Source organism: Nostoc sp. JL31 (genome assembly GCF_017114965.1).
Taxonomy (GTDB): domain Bacteria; phylum Cyanobacteriota; class Cyanobacteriia; order Cyanobacteriales; family Nostocaceae; genus Nostoc; species Nostoc punctiforme_A.
Map to the genome: position 1 here is coordinate 1 of NZ_JABXKO010000018.1, position 15028 is coordinate 15028.

Annotated in this window: 12 protein-coding genes and 1 tRNA gene; 5 read left to right on the plus strand and 8 right to left on the minus strand. The window is 41.4% G+C overall.

The genetic code is table 11. The annotated features are described in order from the left end of the window. Positions 1–95 precede the first annotated feature (95 nt). The 3 genes from HWQ43_RS02920 (at position 96) to HWQ43_RS02930 (ending at position 6252) form a co-directional block, all read left to right on the plus strand. On the plus strand, positions 96–5117 hold the full coding sequence (locus HWQ43_RS02920) for a CHAT domain-containing protein (protein WP_292730012.1): 5022 nt from the start codon (positions 96–98) through the stop codon (positions 5115–5117). Between the two features lie 216 nt (positions 5118–5333). Then, entirely contained in the window at positions 5334–5954 is a 621-nt protein-coding gene (locus HWQ43_RS02925) for a hypothetical protein (protein ID WP_292730014.1), read from the plus strand. A 224-nt stretch (positions 5955–6178) separates the two neighbouring features. Continuing rightward, positions 6179–6252 (plus strand) — tRNA-Val (locus HWQ43_RS02930). Between the two features lie 162 nt (positions 6253–6414). Here HWQ43_RS02930 and HWQ43_RS02935 read toward each other — a convergent pair. From HWQ43_RS02935 to HWQ43_RS02955, 5 genes are read right to left on the minus strand one after another with little or no spacing between them, the layout of a single operon-like run. Beyond that, a complete protein-coding gene (locus HWQ43_RS02935; protein ID WP_292730017.1) occupies positions 6415–7812 on the minus strand; it encodes a helix-turn-helix domain-containing protein in 1398 nt (465 codons plus the stop codon). Continuing rightward, positions 7802–8191 (minus strand): hypothetical protein, encoded by a 390-nt coding sequence (locus tag HWQ43_RS02940; RefSeq protein WP_292730020.1) that lies wholly within the window; start codon positions 8189–8191, stop codon positions 7802–7804. Before HWQ43_RS02940 ends, HWQ43_RS02935 begins: the two co-directional genes overlap by 11 nt. Further along, entirely contained in the window at positions 8164–8952 is a 789-nt protein-coding gene (locus HWQ43_RS02945; protein WP_292730023.1) for an ATP-binding protein, read from the minus strand. Before HWQ43_RS02945 ends, HWQ43_RS02940 begins: the two co-directional genes overlap by 28 nt. A gap of 2 nt (positions 8953–8954) precedes the next feature. Continuing rightward, positions 8955–10862, minus strand: a complete 1908-nt coding sequence (locus tag HWQ43_RS02950) for a transposase family protein (protein ID WP_292730024.1) — start codon at positions 10860–10862, stop codon at positions 8955–8957. Further along, positions 10862–11656: a heteromeric transposase endonuclease subunit TnsA gene (locus HWQ43_RS02955; protein ID WP_292730026.1), complete on the minus strand. Its 795-nt coding sequence runs from the start codon at positions 11654–11656 to the stop codon at positions 10862–10864. Before HWQ43_RS02955 ends, HWQ43_RS02950 begins: the two co-directional genes overlap by 1 nt. Before the next feature lie 173 nt (positions 11657–11829). Between HWQ43_RS02955 and HWQ43_RS02960 the strand changes: the two genes are divergently transcribed. Together HWQ43_RS02960 and HWQ43_RS02965 are read left to right on the plus strand one after the other, a co-directional pair. Then, a complete protein-coding gene (locus HWQ43_RS02960) occupies positions 11830–12090 on the plus strand; it encodes a helix-turn-helix transcriptional regulator (RefSeq protein WP_292730027.1) in 261 nt (86 codons plus the stop codon). A 50-nt stretch (positions 12091–12140) separates the two neighbouring features. Beyond that, on the plus strand, positions 12141–13130 hold the full coding sequence (locus HWQ43_RS02965; RefSeq protein WP_292730028.1) for a TniQ family protein: 990 nt from the start codon (positions 12141–12143) through the stop codon (positions 13128–13130). Positions 13131–13475: 345 nt separating this feature from the next. On the opposite strand, the gene HWQ43_RS02970 is transcribed toward HWQ43_RS02965, so the two are convergent. From HWQ43_RS02970 to cas8a1, 3 genes are read right to left on the minus strand one after another with little or no spacing between them, the layout of a single operon-like run. Next, a complete protein-coding gene (locus tag HWQ43_RS02970; RefSeq protein WP_292730031.1) occupies positions 13476–13874 on the minus strand; it encodes a hypothetical protein in 399 nt (132 codons plus the stop codon). Positions 13875–13904: 30 nt separating this feature from the next. Continuing rightward, complete coding sequence (locus HWQ43_RS02975; protein WP_292730034.1) at positions 13905–14348, minus strand: hypothetical protein; 444 nt, start codon at positions 14346–14348, stop codon at positions 13905–13907. Further along, positions 14320–15027, minus strand: a complete 708-nt coding sequence (gene cas8a1, locus HWQ43_RS02980; protein WP_292730037.1) for a type I-MYXAN CRISPR-associated Cas8a1/Cmx1 — start codon at positions 15025–15027, stop codon at positions 14320–14322. The genes HWQ43_RS02975 and cas8a1 overlap by 29 nt, the downstream gene beginning before the upstream one ends. Position 15028: the final 1 nt, after the last annotated feature.

A 15028-nucleotide genomic window follows, 5' to 3' on the forward strand; every position in this document is an offset into this window, starting at 1 on the left:
GTGCCCCTTGTCGAAAATATTATCTTCTTTTTTAACACGCCCTGCGGAATGTGGGTTATATTGTGGTAACAGGTAGAAAACTTGGGAAAACTTCGATGCCGCCACTGATCTCCATTGTCATCGTCAATTACAACCGGGAGTCTTACCTTCAAGAAGCGATCGCTAGCGTCTTAACGCAGACATGGCAAGACTTTGAGCTACTAATTTGGGATGATGGTTCTACAGATAGATCGGTGGCGATCGCAAACAAATATGCTCAACAAGATAGGCGAGTGCGGCTGGTAGAAGCACACCATCAAGGATATACAGCGGCACTTACAGCAGCAATCAACCTAACCAACGGCACTTACATCGGTTTGGTAGACAGTGATGATATCTTAGCCCCTACTGCCCTTGCCCAAACTGCTAAAGTCCTCAATTGCCATCCAGAAACGGGATTTGTTTATACCGATTACTTAAATATTGACCAAGATAACTTTGTTATCGGCTACGGTCATCGCTGTAGTATTCCCTACTCTCAAGCAGGTCTTTTAGTAAACTTCATGACGTTTCACTTCCGCCTGATTCGGCGGTCGGTTTACGACCGGGTGGGAGGTATTAACCAGTCGTTTCCCTGTGCCCAAGATTACGATCTCTGTTTGCGACTTTCAGAGGTAGCTCAAGTGCGTCGCGTTCCAGAGCCACTTTACCTCTACCGGATTCATTCTCAAAGCATCTCTACTACCAGAAGAGAACAAATGCTTTGGTCTAAGCGGGCGATCGCTCAAGCACTTTGGCGACGCGGATTAGCAGACAAGTTACAAATCGATGTAGAATTACCCACAGGTCGCTTCAGATTGCGGCGCAAAAAACCTTTATTGTCTAGTATCGCCGCTTCAGTCCTAGTTATTGCCTCGCTGGTAAGTTCCAGATTAGCCCAAGCACAACAAATAGTTCCTGCTAACGATGGTACAGGTACGATTGTGACTCATAAGGGCAATCGACTTGATATCACCGGCGGCACAACCTCTGGTGATAATGCAAACCTCTTTCACAGCTTTCAACAGTTTGGGATTTCACCAGAACAAATCGCCAACTTTCAAGCTAGTCCAGCGCTGCAAAATATCCTTGGTCGAATTACAGGCGGGAATGCCTCGGTTATCAACGGTTTAATTCAGGTGACAGGTGGCAATCCTAACCTTTTCTTGATGAATCCAGCCGGATTTATTTTTGGAGCAAACGCCAGTTTAAATGTGCCTGGTGCTTTCACGGTGACAACAGCCAACGGCATTGGCTTTGGCAGTAGTTGGTTCAACGCTATCGGTGTGAATGACTACAACACTTTAGTTGGAAACCCTAATGGATTGGCCTTTAGTACAAACCAGCCAGGAGCGATCGCAAATGCTGGCAATTTGGTAGTAGGTACTGGGCAAAATTTGAATTTCTTAGGCGGTACTGTAGTCAACACCGGGCAACTTTCAGCACCGGGAGGGCAAATTAACGTTACATCAGTACCAGGACAAAATTGGGTGCGTCTCAGTCAGCCAGGAAATCTGCTGAGTCTAGAAATTCAGCCCCTCGCCTCTAGTAGCACCCAACCCAATAACTGGACAATTCCCATCGCCTCTTTACCAGAATTACTCACAGTTGGTAACACAGGCTTAACTGCCAATCCTGATGGAACCGTAAAATTAACAAACTCCAATGTCACAATTCCCACAACTCCAGGTACAACGATTGTATCTGGGACAGTGAATACATCGAGTCAAACAGGCGGTACTATAACTGCTTTGGGTAAAAAAGTCGCGGTGATTGATGCCAATATTAACGCCTCTGGAAATAATGGCGGCGGTACTGTGTTAATTGGTGGAGATTATCAAGGTAAGGGGACTTTACCCAACGCACATCGGACTTATGTGGACTCAAAATCCCTCATTAATGCTGATAGTCATTTGAATGGAAATGGCGGACAGGTAATTGTTTGGGGTAACGACACAACCCAGTTTTTTGGTAACATTTCGGCTCGTGGAGGAGCAAATGTGGGGAATGGTGGTTTTGTAGAAGTATCAGGCAAAAATTTCTTGACTTTCAACGGTTTGGTAGATACTTCAGCCGTCAATGGCAACTTTGGCACTTTATTGCTAGACCCCAGCACATTGACCATTATCGATGGTGGGACAGGTGATTTTGATGCCACAGCAGGCAATATTGCCTTTGGCGATGCAGATATTGGGGCTAATACAATTTCATGGGGTGCGATCGCAGCTTCGGGTGCAAATATCAACTTACAGTCCACAGGCAATATTACCATCAATGACATCACCGGAGCTACACCCGGAATAACTACCGCCGCTGGTGTGGCTTCATTAAATTTAGGCGGTGGTAGCTTCAGCCTGATCTCACAAAGCGGTTCTGTAAACTTTGTTGATCCCACCAACACAATCCAGACAACCGGAGGAGCCATTAACATTTCAGGAGCTAGCTTATCGCTGGGAAATCTAAATACAAGTGGAACTAATGGGAATAGCGGCAATGTAACCTTGTCTGCAACTGGCGACATTACTGCGGGCAATATTATTGCCAGTGGTCAGGGCTACTCGTCGGCAGGTAATATTACAGTCCAAAGCACAAGTGGTGTAATTACCCTAAATAACCTAGACACTAGCAATATTCAAGGGTTTTCTGGATTTGGATATGGTGGCATTATTATTACGGATGCAGGAACAGTAAATTTGACTGCCGCAGGCAACATCTTCACAGGTGCTATTAATTCCTCTTCAAATGATGCTAATAGCTCAGGTAAGGCTGGCGATGTAGTCGCAACAACCACAGGCGGCAGTATTACCACAGGGGCAATTAACTCGTCTTTAATTAAGGATGGAGGTGGCGATTTTATCGGCACGGGTGGCGCGGTCAGCTTCACTGCCACAGATAATATCAGCGTTAATGGCGTCATTGATGCCTCAGCGATCGCCACCGGAGTCGATGGTACTGCAAATGTTACAAGTGGCAACGTTACTTTACAGACTACTAATAATGCTGGCAGCAATATTCGTTTTACCAACATCAACACCCAGTCCATAGCAGACGATTTTGTTGATGGAAATACCGTTAAAGGTGGCAATGTGCAAGTCCTAACCAACGGACTGATTCAAGGAATAGGAACCGGTGAAGCGATCACAACTGGTGGATTCTTTACAAGCGAAGGAGTTACTAATGTTCAACCTTTAGCAGGAGGTACTATTAGCATTCGCCATGATGGTGGCCCAAACAACGTAGATTTTATCGTCGGTGATGCAAGTGTTAATGGTACAGCAGGGTCAATTAATACAGGTAACAATTCAATAATCGCTTCAAATAGCTTTCCAGTCTTGCCAAATGGTGGAGATGCTAGCAGTACACCAACCGACATCACCATTACTTCCGTTAACACCCCGCCGACATTAACGGCAAACTCATCGCTACCGGATACCCAGACCAATCAACCTGTTACCTTAACGTTCTCTAGTTTGGCTTCACTGGTTCTCGATACTAATAATGACATCACCTCCATCAAGGTTGATGTCGTGAATACAGGAAGTCTGACTGTGAATGGACTTCCTGTCATCCCTGGTATTACTACCTTATCTAACGGTGATACTTTGGTGTACACACCTCCGGCAGATACCAATGGGTCACTAAATGCCTTTGTGATTAGTGCAAATGACGGCGTTTCCTCTTCTGCATCTGTACAGGTAGGAATCAACGTCAGTCAGACTCCTACTCCGAATCCTAACCCCTGCACATTCCAGTGCAATCCACCAGTTAAACCGAATAACCCTGTCCCCAATAATCCTAATATTGATAACCCCGTTCTTAATACCGACCCCACTCCTGAAGACAATTTCACAGATGATTTTGCCGACCATTTAGGCATACCCACCCCTAGAATCAAAACCCTAGATGATGCCAAAGAAATTGCTCGCAAAATTGAAGAAGCTACTGGTGCGAAACCTGCATTTATCTACATCAGTTTTGTCCCTGTGGAAATTATACCAGAGGGAAATTTAGGTAAAGATCAAAAATTTACGAAACAGTTAAATACCATAACAGAAAAGGATAGCGATCAACTAGAAGTAGTAGTAGTAACCGGAAAAAGCAATCCTATCCGCAAGCGCATCCCAGAAACAACTAAAGCCAAAGTTCTCCAAGTAGCTCAAGAATTTCGTGACCAAATCGTAAGTCCACAAAACCGTCGCCGCACTGGTTATTTGCGTTCATCCCAACAACTTTATCGCTGGATTATTGCACCATTAGAGGCAGATTTACAGGCGAGAGGAATCAACAATCTGGTCTTTTTACCAGACATTGGGTTACGTTCAACCCCAATGGCAGCACTTCACGATGGAAAGAGGTTTCTAGTAGAAAAATACAGTATTGGCTTAATGCCTAGTCTTAGTTTGACTAATACCCTCTATAAAGACATCAAAAAATCTCAAATTTTAGCATTGGGGGTTTCTCAGAGTACTCAGGGACAAGAGCCTTTACCAGCAGTCCCCCTGGAGTTATCAACACTAGTATCTAAACTCTGGCAAGGCAAATTATTGTTAGACAAGCAAGCCACTTTAGAAAATCTCAAAACTATCCGCCGCCAACAACCTTTTGGAATTATTCACATGGCAACCCATGCCGATTTTGCTACCGGTGCTTTGAGTAATTCCTATATTCAACTGTGGGAAGACAAGTTGCGCTTGAACCAATTACGACAATTGCGCTTGAATGAACCTGAAGTTGAAATGCTGGTGCTAAGTGCTTGTAGAACAGCTTTAGGGGATGAAGAATCAGAACTGGGATTTGCAGGTTTAGCAGTGCTGGCAGGTGTGAAAACTAGTGTTGCTAGTCTTTGGTCGGTTAATGATGCTGGCACAGCAGCGTTGATGACAAAATTTTATGAGAATTTAAAGACAGCTCCAATTAAGGCAGAGGCTCTTAGACAGGCTCAAGTAGCTATGGTTAAAGGGCAAATTTATGTAAAGGATGGACAAGTGCAAGGTTTAGGAGTAGTTGGGAATTTGCCTTTACCTGCTGACAGTGCTGATGAATCACTTATGCATCCTTATTATTGGGCTGGATTTACAATGGTTGGTAATCCTTGGTGAAGGTAGGGAATATGGAGTCCGAGAGCTAGGGGGAGAAAGAGATTTTTCTTGTTGCTATTAACCTAACGTAAGTTCGACGCAGAATTAGTATTACTAATAACTTAAATCGAGCGACATACTTCTAGCGGATACTACGGATGAAAGATGTGTCTTCTTGCAGATGAACGCTACAATCTATCAGAAAATTAAAGAAATAGTTAAATCCAGAGTGGCTTCATGACGGCTAATTTAACACCTAAAGCGACATTTGACTTTGTTAACGTGCTATCTCAGGCTGCGGCTAAGTATAGAGAACCAAAAAGTATACGCCCTAATGCTGAAATATTAGTAAAGGCGTTGCTACAAGCCGAAAAAACTGCCAAGCAACAAAAGTTGACTTATCCGTTTGAGTTTCTTCTCGGTAAATGGCAACTTTGCTTTGTTACTGGCACTAAGAAAAACAGAGGTAGCGGGGGAATTGTATTAGGCAACGGTTTCTATGTACCTAAATTTATAACAATCCATGTTTCCTTTAATGCCACTTTGGAACAGGATTCAGGCAGAGGCGAAATTGCTAATCAGGTTGAGCTTAACCCAGTTTCACTGAAGCTCACGGGACCAGTGCAATATTTCGGGAAGAAAAATTTATTGGCCTTTGATTTTAACCAGATGATTATCAGTTTGTTTGGTCGTATTATTTACAACAGAGCAATCCGTGCTGGTAAAGTTCAAACAGAAGATTTCTACAACCAACCTATAGCGAAGCTACCCTTCTTTGGCTTCTTTTTAGTAACAGAAGATTTCATTGCAGCTCGCGGTCGTGGGGGAGGATTGGCATTTTGGATTCGAGAAACTTAAAGACGCTTGCAGGAAATCAGGCAGTCTTGCTGGAGGCAAAAGGAAAAAGGATTTGACTTATTTGTTTGATTTGTAGCAAGTGGTGCAACCTTTTTTACAAATCAAACAAATACTTCACATCATCTGCGCTTGATTACTTAGTGAGTGATAGAGTTCGCCTGATTTGGTCTTTTATCTTGCCTTATCAGAGAAGTATATGCTACTATTGATAATTGTGTGGTTAAGGACGTATAGCTCAGTTGGTTAGAGCGCTACGTTGACATCGTAGAGGTCACTGGTTCGAATCCAGTTACGTCCATAGACAAGTTGAAATCCAAATTCAAAGGCTTTGTGACTTTACCCATAACTTTGCCGCAACGGCAAGCTTATGCTTCCAATAAAGGGCGGCAAGGTTATGCTTCCAATTTTCCAGGTGTAGAGAAAGAAGCCAACTTACTCTGCCCTTTTAAGTTTAATAGCTTTACACTCCAATTTCACGTCGTGTTTCATTTAAAGCAGCACGAACCTGTTTGTAACGGAGATATCCAGGATGAGTCATTATTTCAGACACACGAGCTTCTGAAGGGTATTCTCCTTGATTATGCAACTTAAGTACAATCTGCTTAACTTCTCTGCAAGACTGCTGTATCTTTTCTGTGTGACATGCTTTACCATAACTACGGTATTTGGCAGAAATGGCACGGCATAAATCTGGAAAGTGGCTGAAAATTGTCCGCCTATTATATCCTAAACCTGTAGCTACTTCTTCCATTGTCAGTGGTGGCTGGTTGTCGCTTGCAAGGATTGCTAGCAAGGTATCTTGTACTTGATTAGCGTCGAAAAGTTTTGGAGATGCTCTTAGTGTGGGCGATCGCCGAATGGTTTTGTGTGAGATTTTCGTAAAAGATTTAGCAGCAAGTTGTTCTGGTTTTAGTAAATCTAGTGGAGATATTTCTAAGCGATAACAAATTTTGAGAAGTATATCAAGCACTGGTAAAGCTTTACCAGTCTGCCACATCCATAAAGTATTCTTCGGTATTCCCATTAAACGGGCAAACTCAGCTATATTGCCATTAGTCACTGCATTTATGACTAGACTCAAAGATTTGGCAATTTCTTCTTTTGCTGGTGGGGAGTTAAAAGATGGGGTGGAAGAAATTAATTCTCCAATAACCTCTACTATCCAAGTTTGCGAATGTAATTCTTCTTTAGATAAAGTTGAGTAATCCGTAAGTTCTGAGGAGGACTTGACAGGAAGATTCATACCTAGCCAACCACCACACTTGGAACAGTAACCAGGTCGCGATCGCCAACTTAGTAGTGGCAACTCCTGCTGACAGTGAGGACATTGCAAACATAGATATATTTTGTGTAAAGGACATACTTTTACTGAATTTATAGTCCAAAGTAGTGGTTTATAAATTACTTGTTTAGCTAAACGCCATTCTTCGTAACATACAGTACACCAAGCGCTTTGGGTACGAAACAAATTGCGCGTGGGAATAATTTCAGACCAAAATAGCAGGGTCAGCAAGTGCAAATCTTCTATAAGCGTTAGCTTCTGAAGTGCTTGTACTAAATCTATTACTATATTTCCTGTACCATTTATAGCTGTAGCACGGTCGAAAAGAGAACGTAAATCTCTACTAGATCGGGATTTCAAAAATATTTGTTTTAGCAGTGGTGTAATTGTTCGTGAAATTAATACATCTGGAGTTACACAATGAGCCTCTGCTAATCTTTCTATGTATCCTGTAAGGCTTTCCACCATTGGTGTTCTAATGCCAACAGGCTCTAATTGATACAACCGACTACGAGATGGAATAGAAAGCTTTTTTAAATCCCAACATTCGTATGTTACTAATCGATTAGCTAACATCTTGTTGCACTCCAATAGGATCTCTTTTGGGATTGCGTTTGCCAACTTTTCCTGGTGGACGAGTGTTTTTTGGAGCTTCTTCTGGCTGTGCAATTGTCTTTGCTCCAAGTCCTAGAGCAGAGCGTAAGTTTTGTACCTCTGTTTCCGTTTCAGATAATTGTCGTTCGCCCTCTTGAATTTCCTTGAACATTCTCTGACACTGAGCAACTGACCAAGCACGTTTTTGTAAGTCTTTGAGAGTGACTGTTGTTGCATCTCGATCCAGAGCATCTTTAAGAGCGCGTGTTAGCCAATTTTTCAGTATGCCAACACATCCTAATGTACGTTCATAAAAATATTCCCAATGAGTAACTAAATCTGGATACTCTGAAAGTGGCATCTGCTGTTGAAAAGCAACAATACACTTTTAAAAGCCTGTACGTCTTCTGGGTTGTCAGCACAATAACGGCGGAAATGAATATCGACGCTACGGCGTGAGAGTTGACCGCTTAAATTACGGAATGTCAGTAATTCGTAAGTTCCTAATAGACAATGCAAGATACCTGTCATATTTGCCACAGATTTAAGGCAGTCTAATTGATCTTGTAGTTTGTATCCGCTTGCCATCTTGCCAAAATGTTGTGCTTCATCTACAAAAAATACGTCTGGATTACGGTGGATAAGAGCATTTTCTAAAGCTCTGCGTAAAGCAGGTGCAACTACTTTCGACTCAACATTAATTTTTCCAAAATTATCGCGAGAGATACCACGCACGCCATAATCAAACTTGTGATCGATTAAGGGTTCTTCTAAGGCGATTAAGGCGCGTGTGTAGTAATCTTTCCAGTTGAAGCTTCTCGATTCTGGGGCTACAGCTTCAACACCAACAACAGGAACACGACTGCGATCGCTTTCCAATTTAGATAATGCTAGTTCTGTTAATTTCTGCTCAACGCGGAGTCGCAAAGTTGTTTTACCAACACCACTGGCACCGTAAACAAAGATAAATGAAGCTCCTGCGGGTTCGGCAATCGTTCGCATGAGAATTTCATAGACTTCTTTAAGTCGAGGATGCGCTACGGTGTAATTTTCAAAGTAAGCAAGTTTTTCTGTAACAGGCCGTGTGAGGAGTTCAAGAGGAAATCCAGTAGATTTTGTCATAGTTAAAACTCCTCATACACTACAAGTGTTTCTGGGACGATCGCTTCGTCTTCATCCGCTTGAGAATCGGTATTAGCAAAAGTAACTTGAATAAGTTTTGGTTGTTCGTTACGGCTTGTTGTCGCTTTTCCACCCTCAATTACTCTAAAGACTTCCTTAACTTCTGCATCATAGGAACGCTGTTCTAATAGAGCTTCTTGAGCTTCTACCGATGCTAAAAATTCTGCTAAATTCTTAGCCGAAACTTTAGATTGTTGTGCATGATTTGAAGAGCGTTTGCGTAATTCGATACTAGCTAACTTCAATTCTTTTTCTGAACGACCTTGGAGTTCTGCATAATATTGAGAGATACACTGTACCCACTGTCCTCGAACAAAGGTGTAAGCGACACCAATATTAAACGGGTTGTATCTTATCTGCACAGAGGTATTTTCAATTTGGGGGTCGCGGAAACTATTAGACCAGTAGTAGATTGAGTTAATTTTTACACCACGTCCAACTTGAACTTTTGCTTTCCCCTCTGAGGTCGTTGGTAGGGTAAGAATCTGGAAGTTTTCATCGTAAGAAATCATGCGGTGAACCCGACTGCCACCAATCGCCATACCCGTAGCAAACGCATCCCTCGGACTCTGGAAAAGTGCCGGATGTTCGTCTGTATCGTAAACTTCGTAAGCCCAAGCACAAAGATATTCATAAAGTAAACCAAGTGTCCATACAGCTAGATTTTTAGGGTTAACTGACTTGGTGACTTGGCGGACATTACGAGTTATTTGTGTATTACCGAGTAAGTTATGGACAAATTGAGTATTGGAAGTTCCAAATAGGCGTTCGCAAACCGAACCAAAACGAGCTTTGGCTGGGGGTCTTTGCTTTTTTGTACATTCAAAAGTAGCTAGTAGTGTTTCAAAATAAACGCTGTGAAACTCTGCACCGTTATCTACCACTACAATTTGGGGAAGCCTGCCGTGACGCTTGACACAAATTCTTAGCACCATTAAGCAAGAACGATATGAGGGTGAGTCAAACGTTAGGTAAGCTGCCAGCAATCGCCGTGAGTAAGCATCTACGAGAAATGTTGCCCAAGGTCTGCCAAGATTGCGACCTGTATCAGAGCAAACTAGCTCTACATCTAACTCAGTATGATCTATATGCCCAATTTCAAAAGGGCGATCGCCGTGTCTTGGGGTAGTTATAGCAAGCTCCCAATAGAAGGATTCATGCTGATAAGCGGCACGACGACCTTGGCGTTTTTTAGTCTGTTCGTAACCAGTCCGGCGTTGTACTTCTTTGGTAAATGCTTTATAGCTCGGAGCAATTACACCAGATTGTTCGCAAGCTCGAACTAAAGCCGCGTGAACCTCCCACATTCTTTTTTGTTTAAGAGTTTCATAGTCTTCTAAAATAAACTTCTCCATAATTGCTAAGGTGTCTTCGGGCAGCTTGCGCTGACGATTACCTTTGACACTGCGATGGGACAAAAGCCCAATGTAGCCGCAACCGTATTTTTGAATTGCAGTTAGATATTTAGCTTTCCAGTGACGAATGGTACGGGCTGGTATTATTTCGTTTTCTGGGGGATGTCCGTTTAAGTAAGGTTCGATAGTTCTGTAGCGTTCAAGAGCTTCTGCTTGGTCTTCAGGACTAGCTTGATAAAATCGCTGCCAAGATTTTGTGCTAATAGCTGTTTTTTCTGGTGTTTGGAGACTTGTGATTTTTCCTTGGCGAACCAGATTCTCAAATATAGCTTTTTTGAGTTCAATTAACTGATTATTTTCTGCGCCAAGTATAACCTCTGTTTCCCCAACATGGATGATATTTAAACCTTTGCCGTCCCAACTAACAGTTGCTCCAGTAACAATATTGACTACAGGAGAGATAGCCGGAAGACTTACACTTGGCTGTTCAACCATTAATCTATAAGCACCAGCAGTTTAGTTTGTTCGTCACGGAAGATTAGACATCTTTCTGGTTCAGCTAGTGGTGTAGCATTTAAATCAATATAGATTTGCTCTTGAATAATTAAGGTGTAGATATCGTCAGATTTAGCTCCTGTTGACCGATTGAGTAATTCTGCTAAAGTGATTCCTGGTTGAGATGACACAACTGCAAGTAATGATTGAGCGATCGCTTCTTCCACTACTAGAGATTCTGAGCGATAATAATCTTCTAAAAATTGCAGATTACGTTGCAGAATCCAATTGATTTCCCGATCTGAGCGAATGCGGTAATAAAGCCCAAACTGGTTAGCATAGTCTTCTCCTGGCGGACAATGCCATTGATTATCTTCTTGAGAGTAAAAGTAACGATTGGGGTTTTTCTCTGCTAGTTTTTTCAAATCATGCTCAGTTTTACATTCTTCCCAACCAGCCGAATTGGTTCGGATGACAAATAAATCTGGGGTGTGTAAGATGCCTAATCTACGTCCGTTACTTGCTTGATAGTCAAGTTTAATTTGTGGTGGTTGATCGTAGAATTCTAGAACATCTTCATCGTGTTCTAACTGATAGATAATTGGCAGTTCAACCCGATGAGACTCAAATTGAATCGTGACTCCCATCTTGCGGCTAGGGTAGCGTCCCGAAACATTCTTGCTACCGCCACCAACGCGACGGGATGGCTCAGATGAGCGAACTTTCTCAATAATTTTTTGCCCTGCCTCGGATATTTGAAGGCGAGCAACCCATTGTTCAAATTGCTCTTTCATATACTCCTTAGTAAGCGCAAAGCGCTTTATTTTATGAATCTATCAAAATAAGACCATAAAGTTAGGAACTTGCTTGCCTGATGCTATACTACTTAACTTTATAACACTTATATTGTGCAAAAGTCCACTGATAGTAGATAGATTTAATGGTGATACTGGTTCAGTATTGTTTTGTGACGCAAAAACACCCCAGTATTGAGTACCGCTTTGGCAAAGCCATTAGGCGGCGAAGGCGAGAGCTAGATTTATCCCAAGAAGAACTGGCTGAAAAGTCAGGACTTCATCGCAACTACATCTCAGGAATCGAAACCGGAGAGCGTAACCCTTCGTTAAAAAATATTGTTAAGTTAGCCGCAGCTTTGGAGATATCTGTCTCCGACCTCTTTGTTAATTACGGCATCGAGGTTAAGAGTGAATCGGAAACTAATTCCTAAAATTTAGCTGTTAAAACTAAAGTACCAGCGTTTAGGTTAATCCCAGAGGGATGACTATTTACTTAGAACATTGGAGCCTAAAACCTCTAGAAATCCCGCAACGGAGTCGGTTATTCTCTCTTGAACCTATAGCGCTGGGAACTCCCTACGCAGAAAGTCTTAGTAGCTATCTCCATCGTTTGGCACAGGCGCACTGTTTAACCTCTCAAAAGCTCGTTATGGGAGAAATTGCGCCACTTATCCTCAAAGATGAGGATAAATCTGAGCTATTAGCAAAAAATCTGAGTCACCTATTGGGAAATAGCGATGCTAAACCGGCTATCAACGGAATGCGAGAAATGACAGGAAAGTTAGTTACTGTCTTAGAAGAGTTAAGAATGCGTCAGGATTTACGCTTTTTGACCCTTTTAAGCTGGAAAGGAATGATTTATGACAAGGGGTTATTTCGGAACTATCGCGCTTGGTGTCCTTGTTGTTGGGAAGAGTGGAAGCAGGAGAACAAAACTATTTATGAACTATTATCATGGTCATTTAAGGATGTAGAATTTTGTTTAATTCACAAACAGCGATTAATAGAAGAATGTCCTCATTGTGGTTCCCGTTTACTTGTGATGGCTAGGTTTTCACCTGCGGGATTTTGTTCTCGTTGTTACGGGTGGTTAGGACAGGAAATTAAAGGCGAAGAAGAAATAGAGAAATATCGAGTTAATATTCAAGGAATTAGCGAATTAATTGCACTTACTCCCCAATTAGGTTATAAACCCATCCCGATCGAGTTAACCCGAAAATTACAATTGATTTTGTTAGTCTTTGAACAAGCAATTGGAAAGGATGTGAAGTTATTGGGAGATTTAGGAGGAATCATGGAATCGTTGAGGATAGCCTCAAGAACAAATCAAAGTCAACCTTATCATTTGGTAAAGTTGATTATTCCTGTGTGCGAGAAGGCGAAGATTAGTGTATTCCAGTTGTTTGGGTCAGATTTTAAGGAATTGGGCAAGATATTGTTCGGGAATTTTAGTCTGGAATTAAAGTTGTAGAAGTTTAGTATAAATAAAGATTTATGCTTAAAGGAGTTTGGAAGGGAAGAGACAATTGCTTTCCTAGATCGGTTCAGTCTGTGATTTTTATATGCTTATACGAGATTTATCATAAGTTAGCAGTTAAATTTGGATAAGTACCTTTTGCTCCTTCACAACTGCGATCGCCAATATAAACACCAACGATTTCTCGTGTGTTGACATCCTTTATTTTTACTGACGCGATCGCACTCTTACCTCCTCACTCAGCCCAATCTTTACAGTAACTCTGCCTGTTGCAGCACTTTCACCATCGCTTTCTCCTGCTTTTCAGGTGGATGTCGTATTTCCGAAGTAGAAGCTTGACTAATGGGCGGAAATGTGGTTTGACGCTTTATGTGTCCAGTCGATAATAATTTTGCAGCGAACTGTTTCTACAAGGTCACAAGCGATCGCTAACAATGACCAAATTCTTAGTTCTTGCCAAGGTGTTTTTTTAATTAGTAGTGAAATTTCTTCTTGATGCTCATTAAAATACTTATTTAATCCCCCTCTTACTAAAAAGTCGGACAAATATTCCTTGAATGACAATTCATCATAACAATAGTTTAGCTCTGCCCTTAATCGTTCAACTTTCTTCTTAATTGGAGGATCTTTTCCTTCCTCTGCTTTGGCATACATTTTAGCAAAGTTGCCCTTCATAGCTTGTTGAAGTACCTTAATAAAAATAATATACTGCTTGTCTTGTTCACTATTCTCTGCCATTATTATGAATCCTTCTCGATTGGAAAATAACTAGTTAAATAAATATACTTTTGAATCCTCTATCACCAATTTTTCCCAAAAATTAGACCACCAATGGATTCCTTTCACTAAATTATCAGCAATCAGGGAGCGAATCGGATTGACCTTAATAAAAATTTGCTTATATTTAATTATCTGATAATTAGTTTTAAAGTATTTTTGCACCTGTTGATAAGTGATTAAAATATTCTTATCAATTTTAATTTCTTCTATACTCATCAATGTCCGTTGACGAGAAGCTTTATTTGTTTTTTCATATAACCAAACTTGACAAGCTTGATAGTAGCCCACTTCAGGCTGAATATCGTCTAAGCTGTAATAAAGTAATCCTGCTTCCCCAAGGCTACTAACATGAAACTGTTTAGTTTCTAATTGCTGTAATCCCCATCTCCTTTGAGAAGCGTCTTCAAAATTCTTGATTTCTGGAATCACCACCAAGGGGTTTCCTTTCTTTTAAATTTTCTGATGGAATATGAAGTAAGCAATAATGACAAACTACTGGTACAAATAATAGTGCTAAGGCGTATTCAGGTTTCTCTTCTAGTTTTGTAGTATTCTGCGTCCTAGCATGGCGAACAATTCCCCCTAAATATAACCAACTGGTTATTTGAACATAATCATGTCTAAGTTGTTGGGTATCTGCCTCGCATAACTTCTCTGCAAAAGTTTGATGTGCGTACCAAGTTAGGGATTTGTATTGATACTCGACTTTTTTTTCTTCAACCTCTAGTTCAGTGTTAACTAGCTCTGCCGCTTGATAAAACTGATTATGACGCAGAAAAACAGCACACATTCCCTCATGAATGTGGATTTTCTGACTTAAATCTATTGCATCATTGTCTAATCCTACTAAATTAATTAAACCTGTATCATCTAATTGAAAAGACTCATTAATTAACCAAGATAGGGCTATGAAATCACTTCCTTCCCAGGATAATTCAATAGTATCAGCAGTCAAAGACCATGATATATGTCCTCCGCGTTGACGAGATGAGGGATATTGCTTTGCTAATCGCTTTAAAGTCATGTAAAGTCCGGTCATTCCGACGCGGTGCATGATTGTCGTATCCGCAGCATCAAGAGATAGGGAATTTTTGGGTTGGGTAGCAACCATG

What these genes read in the sequence shown, in the direction of transcription:
- HWQ43_RS02940 (WP_292730020.1), bottom strand. Translation starts at nt 8,191, where the DNA reads ATGCCACTTTCAGAGTATCCAGATTTAGTTACTCATTGGGAATATTTT.
- HWQ43_RS02970 (WP_292730031.1), bottom strand. Translation starts at nt 13,874, where the DNA reads ATGGCAGAGAATAGTGAACAAGACAAGCAGTATATTATTTTTATTAAG.
- HWQ43_RS02955 (WP_292730026.1), bottom strand. Translation starts at nt 11,656, where the DNA reads ATGAAAGAGCAATTTGAACAATGGGTTGCTCGCCTTCAAATATCCGAG.
- HWQ43_RS02925 (WP_292730014.1), top strand. Translation starts at nt 5,334, where the DNA reads ATGACGGCTAATTTAACACCTAAAGCGACATTTGACTTTGTTAACGTG.
- HWQ43_RS02945 (WP_292730023.1), bottom strand. Translation starts at nt 8,952, where the DNA reads ATGACAAAATCTACTGGATTTCCTCTTGAACTCCTCACACGGCCTGTT.
- HWQ43_RS02965 (WP_292730028.1), top strand. Translation starts at nt 12,141, where the DNA reads ATGACTATTTACTTAGAACATTGGAGCCTAAAACCTCTAGAAATCCCG.
- HWQ43_RS02920 (WP_292730012.1), top strand. Translation starts at nt 96, where the DNA reads ATGCCGCCACTGATCTCCATTGTCATCGTCAATTACAACCGGGAGTCT.
- HWQ43_RS02935 (WP_292730017.1), bottom strand. Translation starts at nt 7,812, where the DNA reads ATGTTAGCTAATCGATTAGTAACATACGAATGTTGGGATTTAAAAAAG.
- cas8a1 (WP_292730037.1), bottom strand. Translation starts at nt 15,027, where the DNA reads ATGGTTGCTACCCAACCCAAAAATTCCCTATCTCTTGATGCTGCGGAT.
- HWQ43_RS02950 (WP_292730024.1), bottom strand. Translation starts at nt 10,862, where the DNA reads ATGGTTGAACAGCCAAGTGTAAGTCTTCCGGCTATCTCTCCTGTAGTC.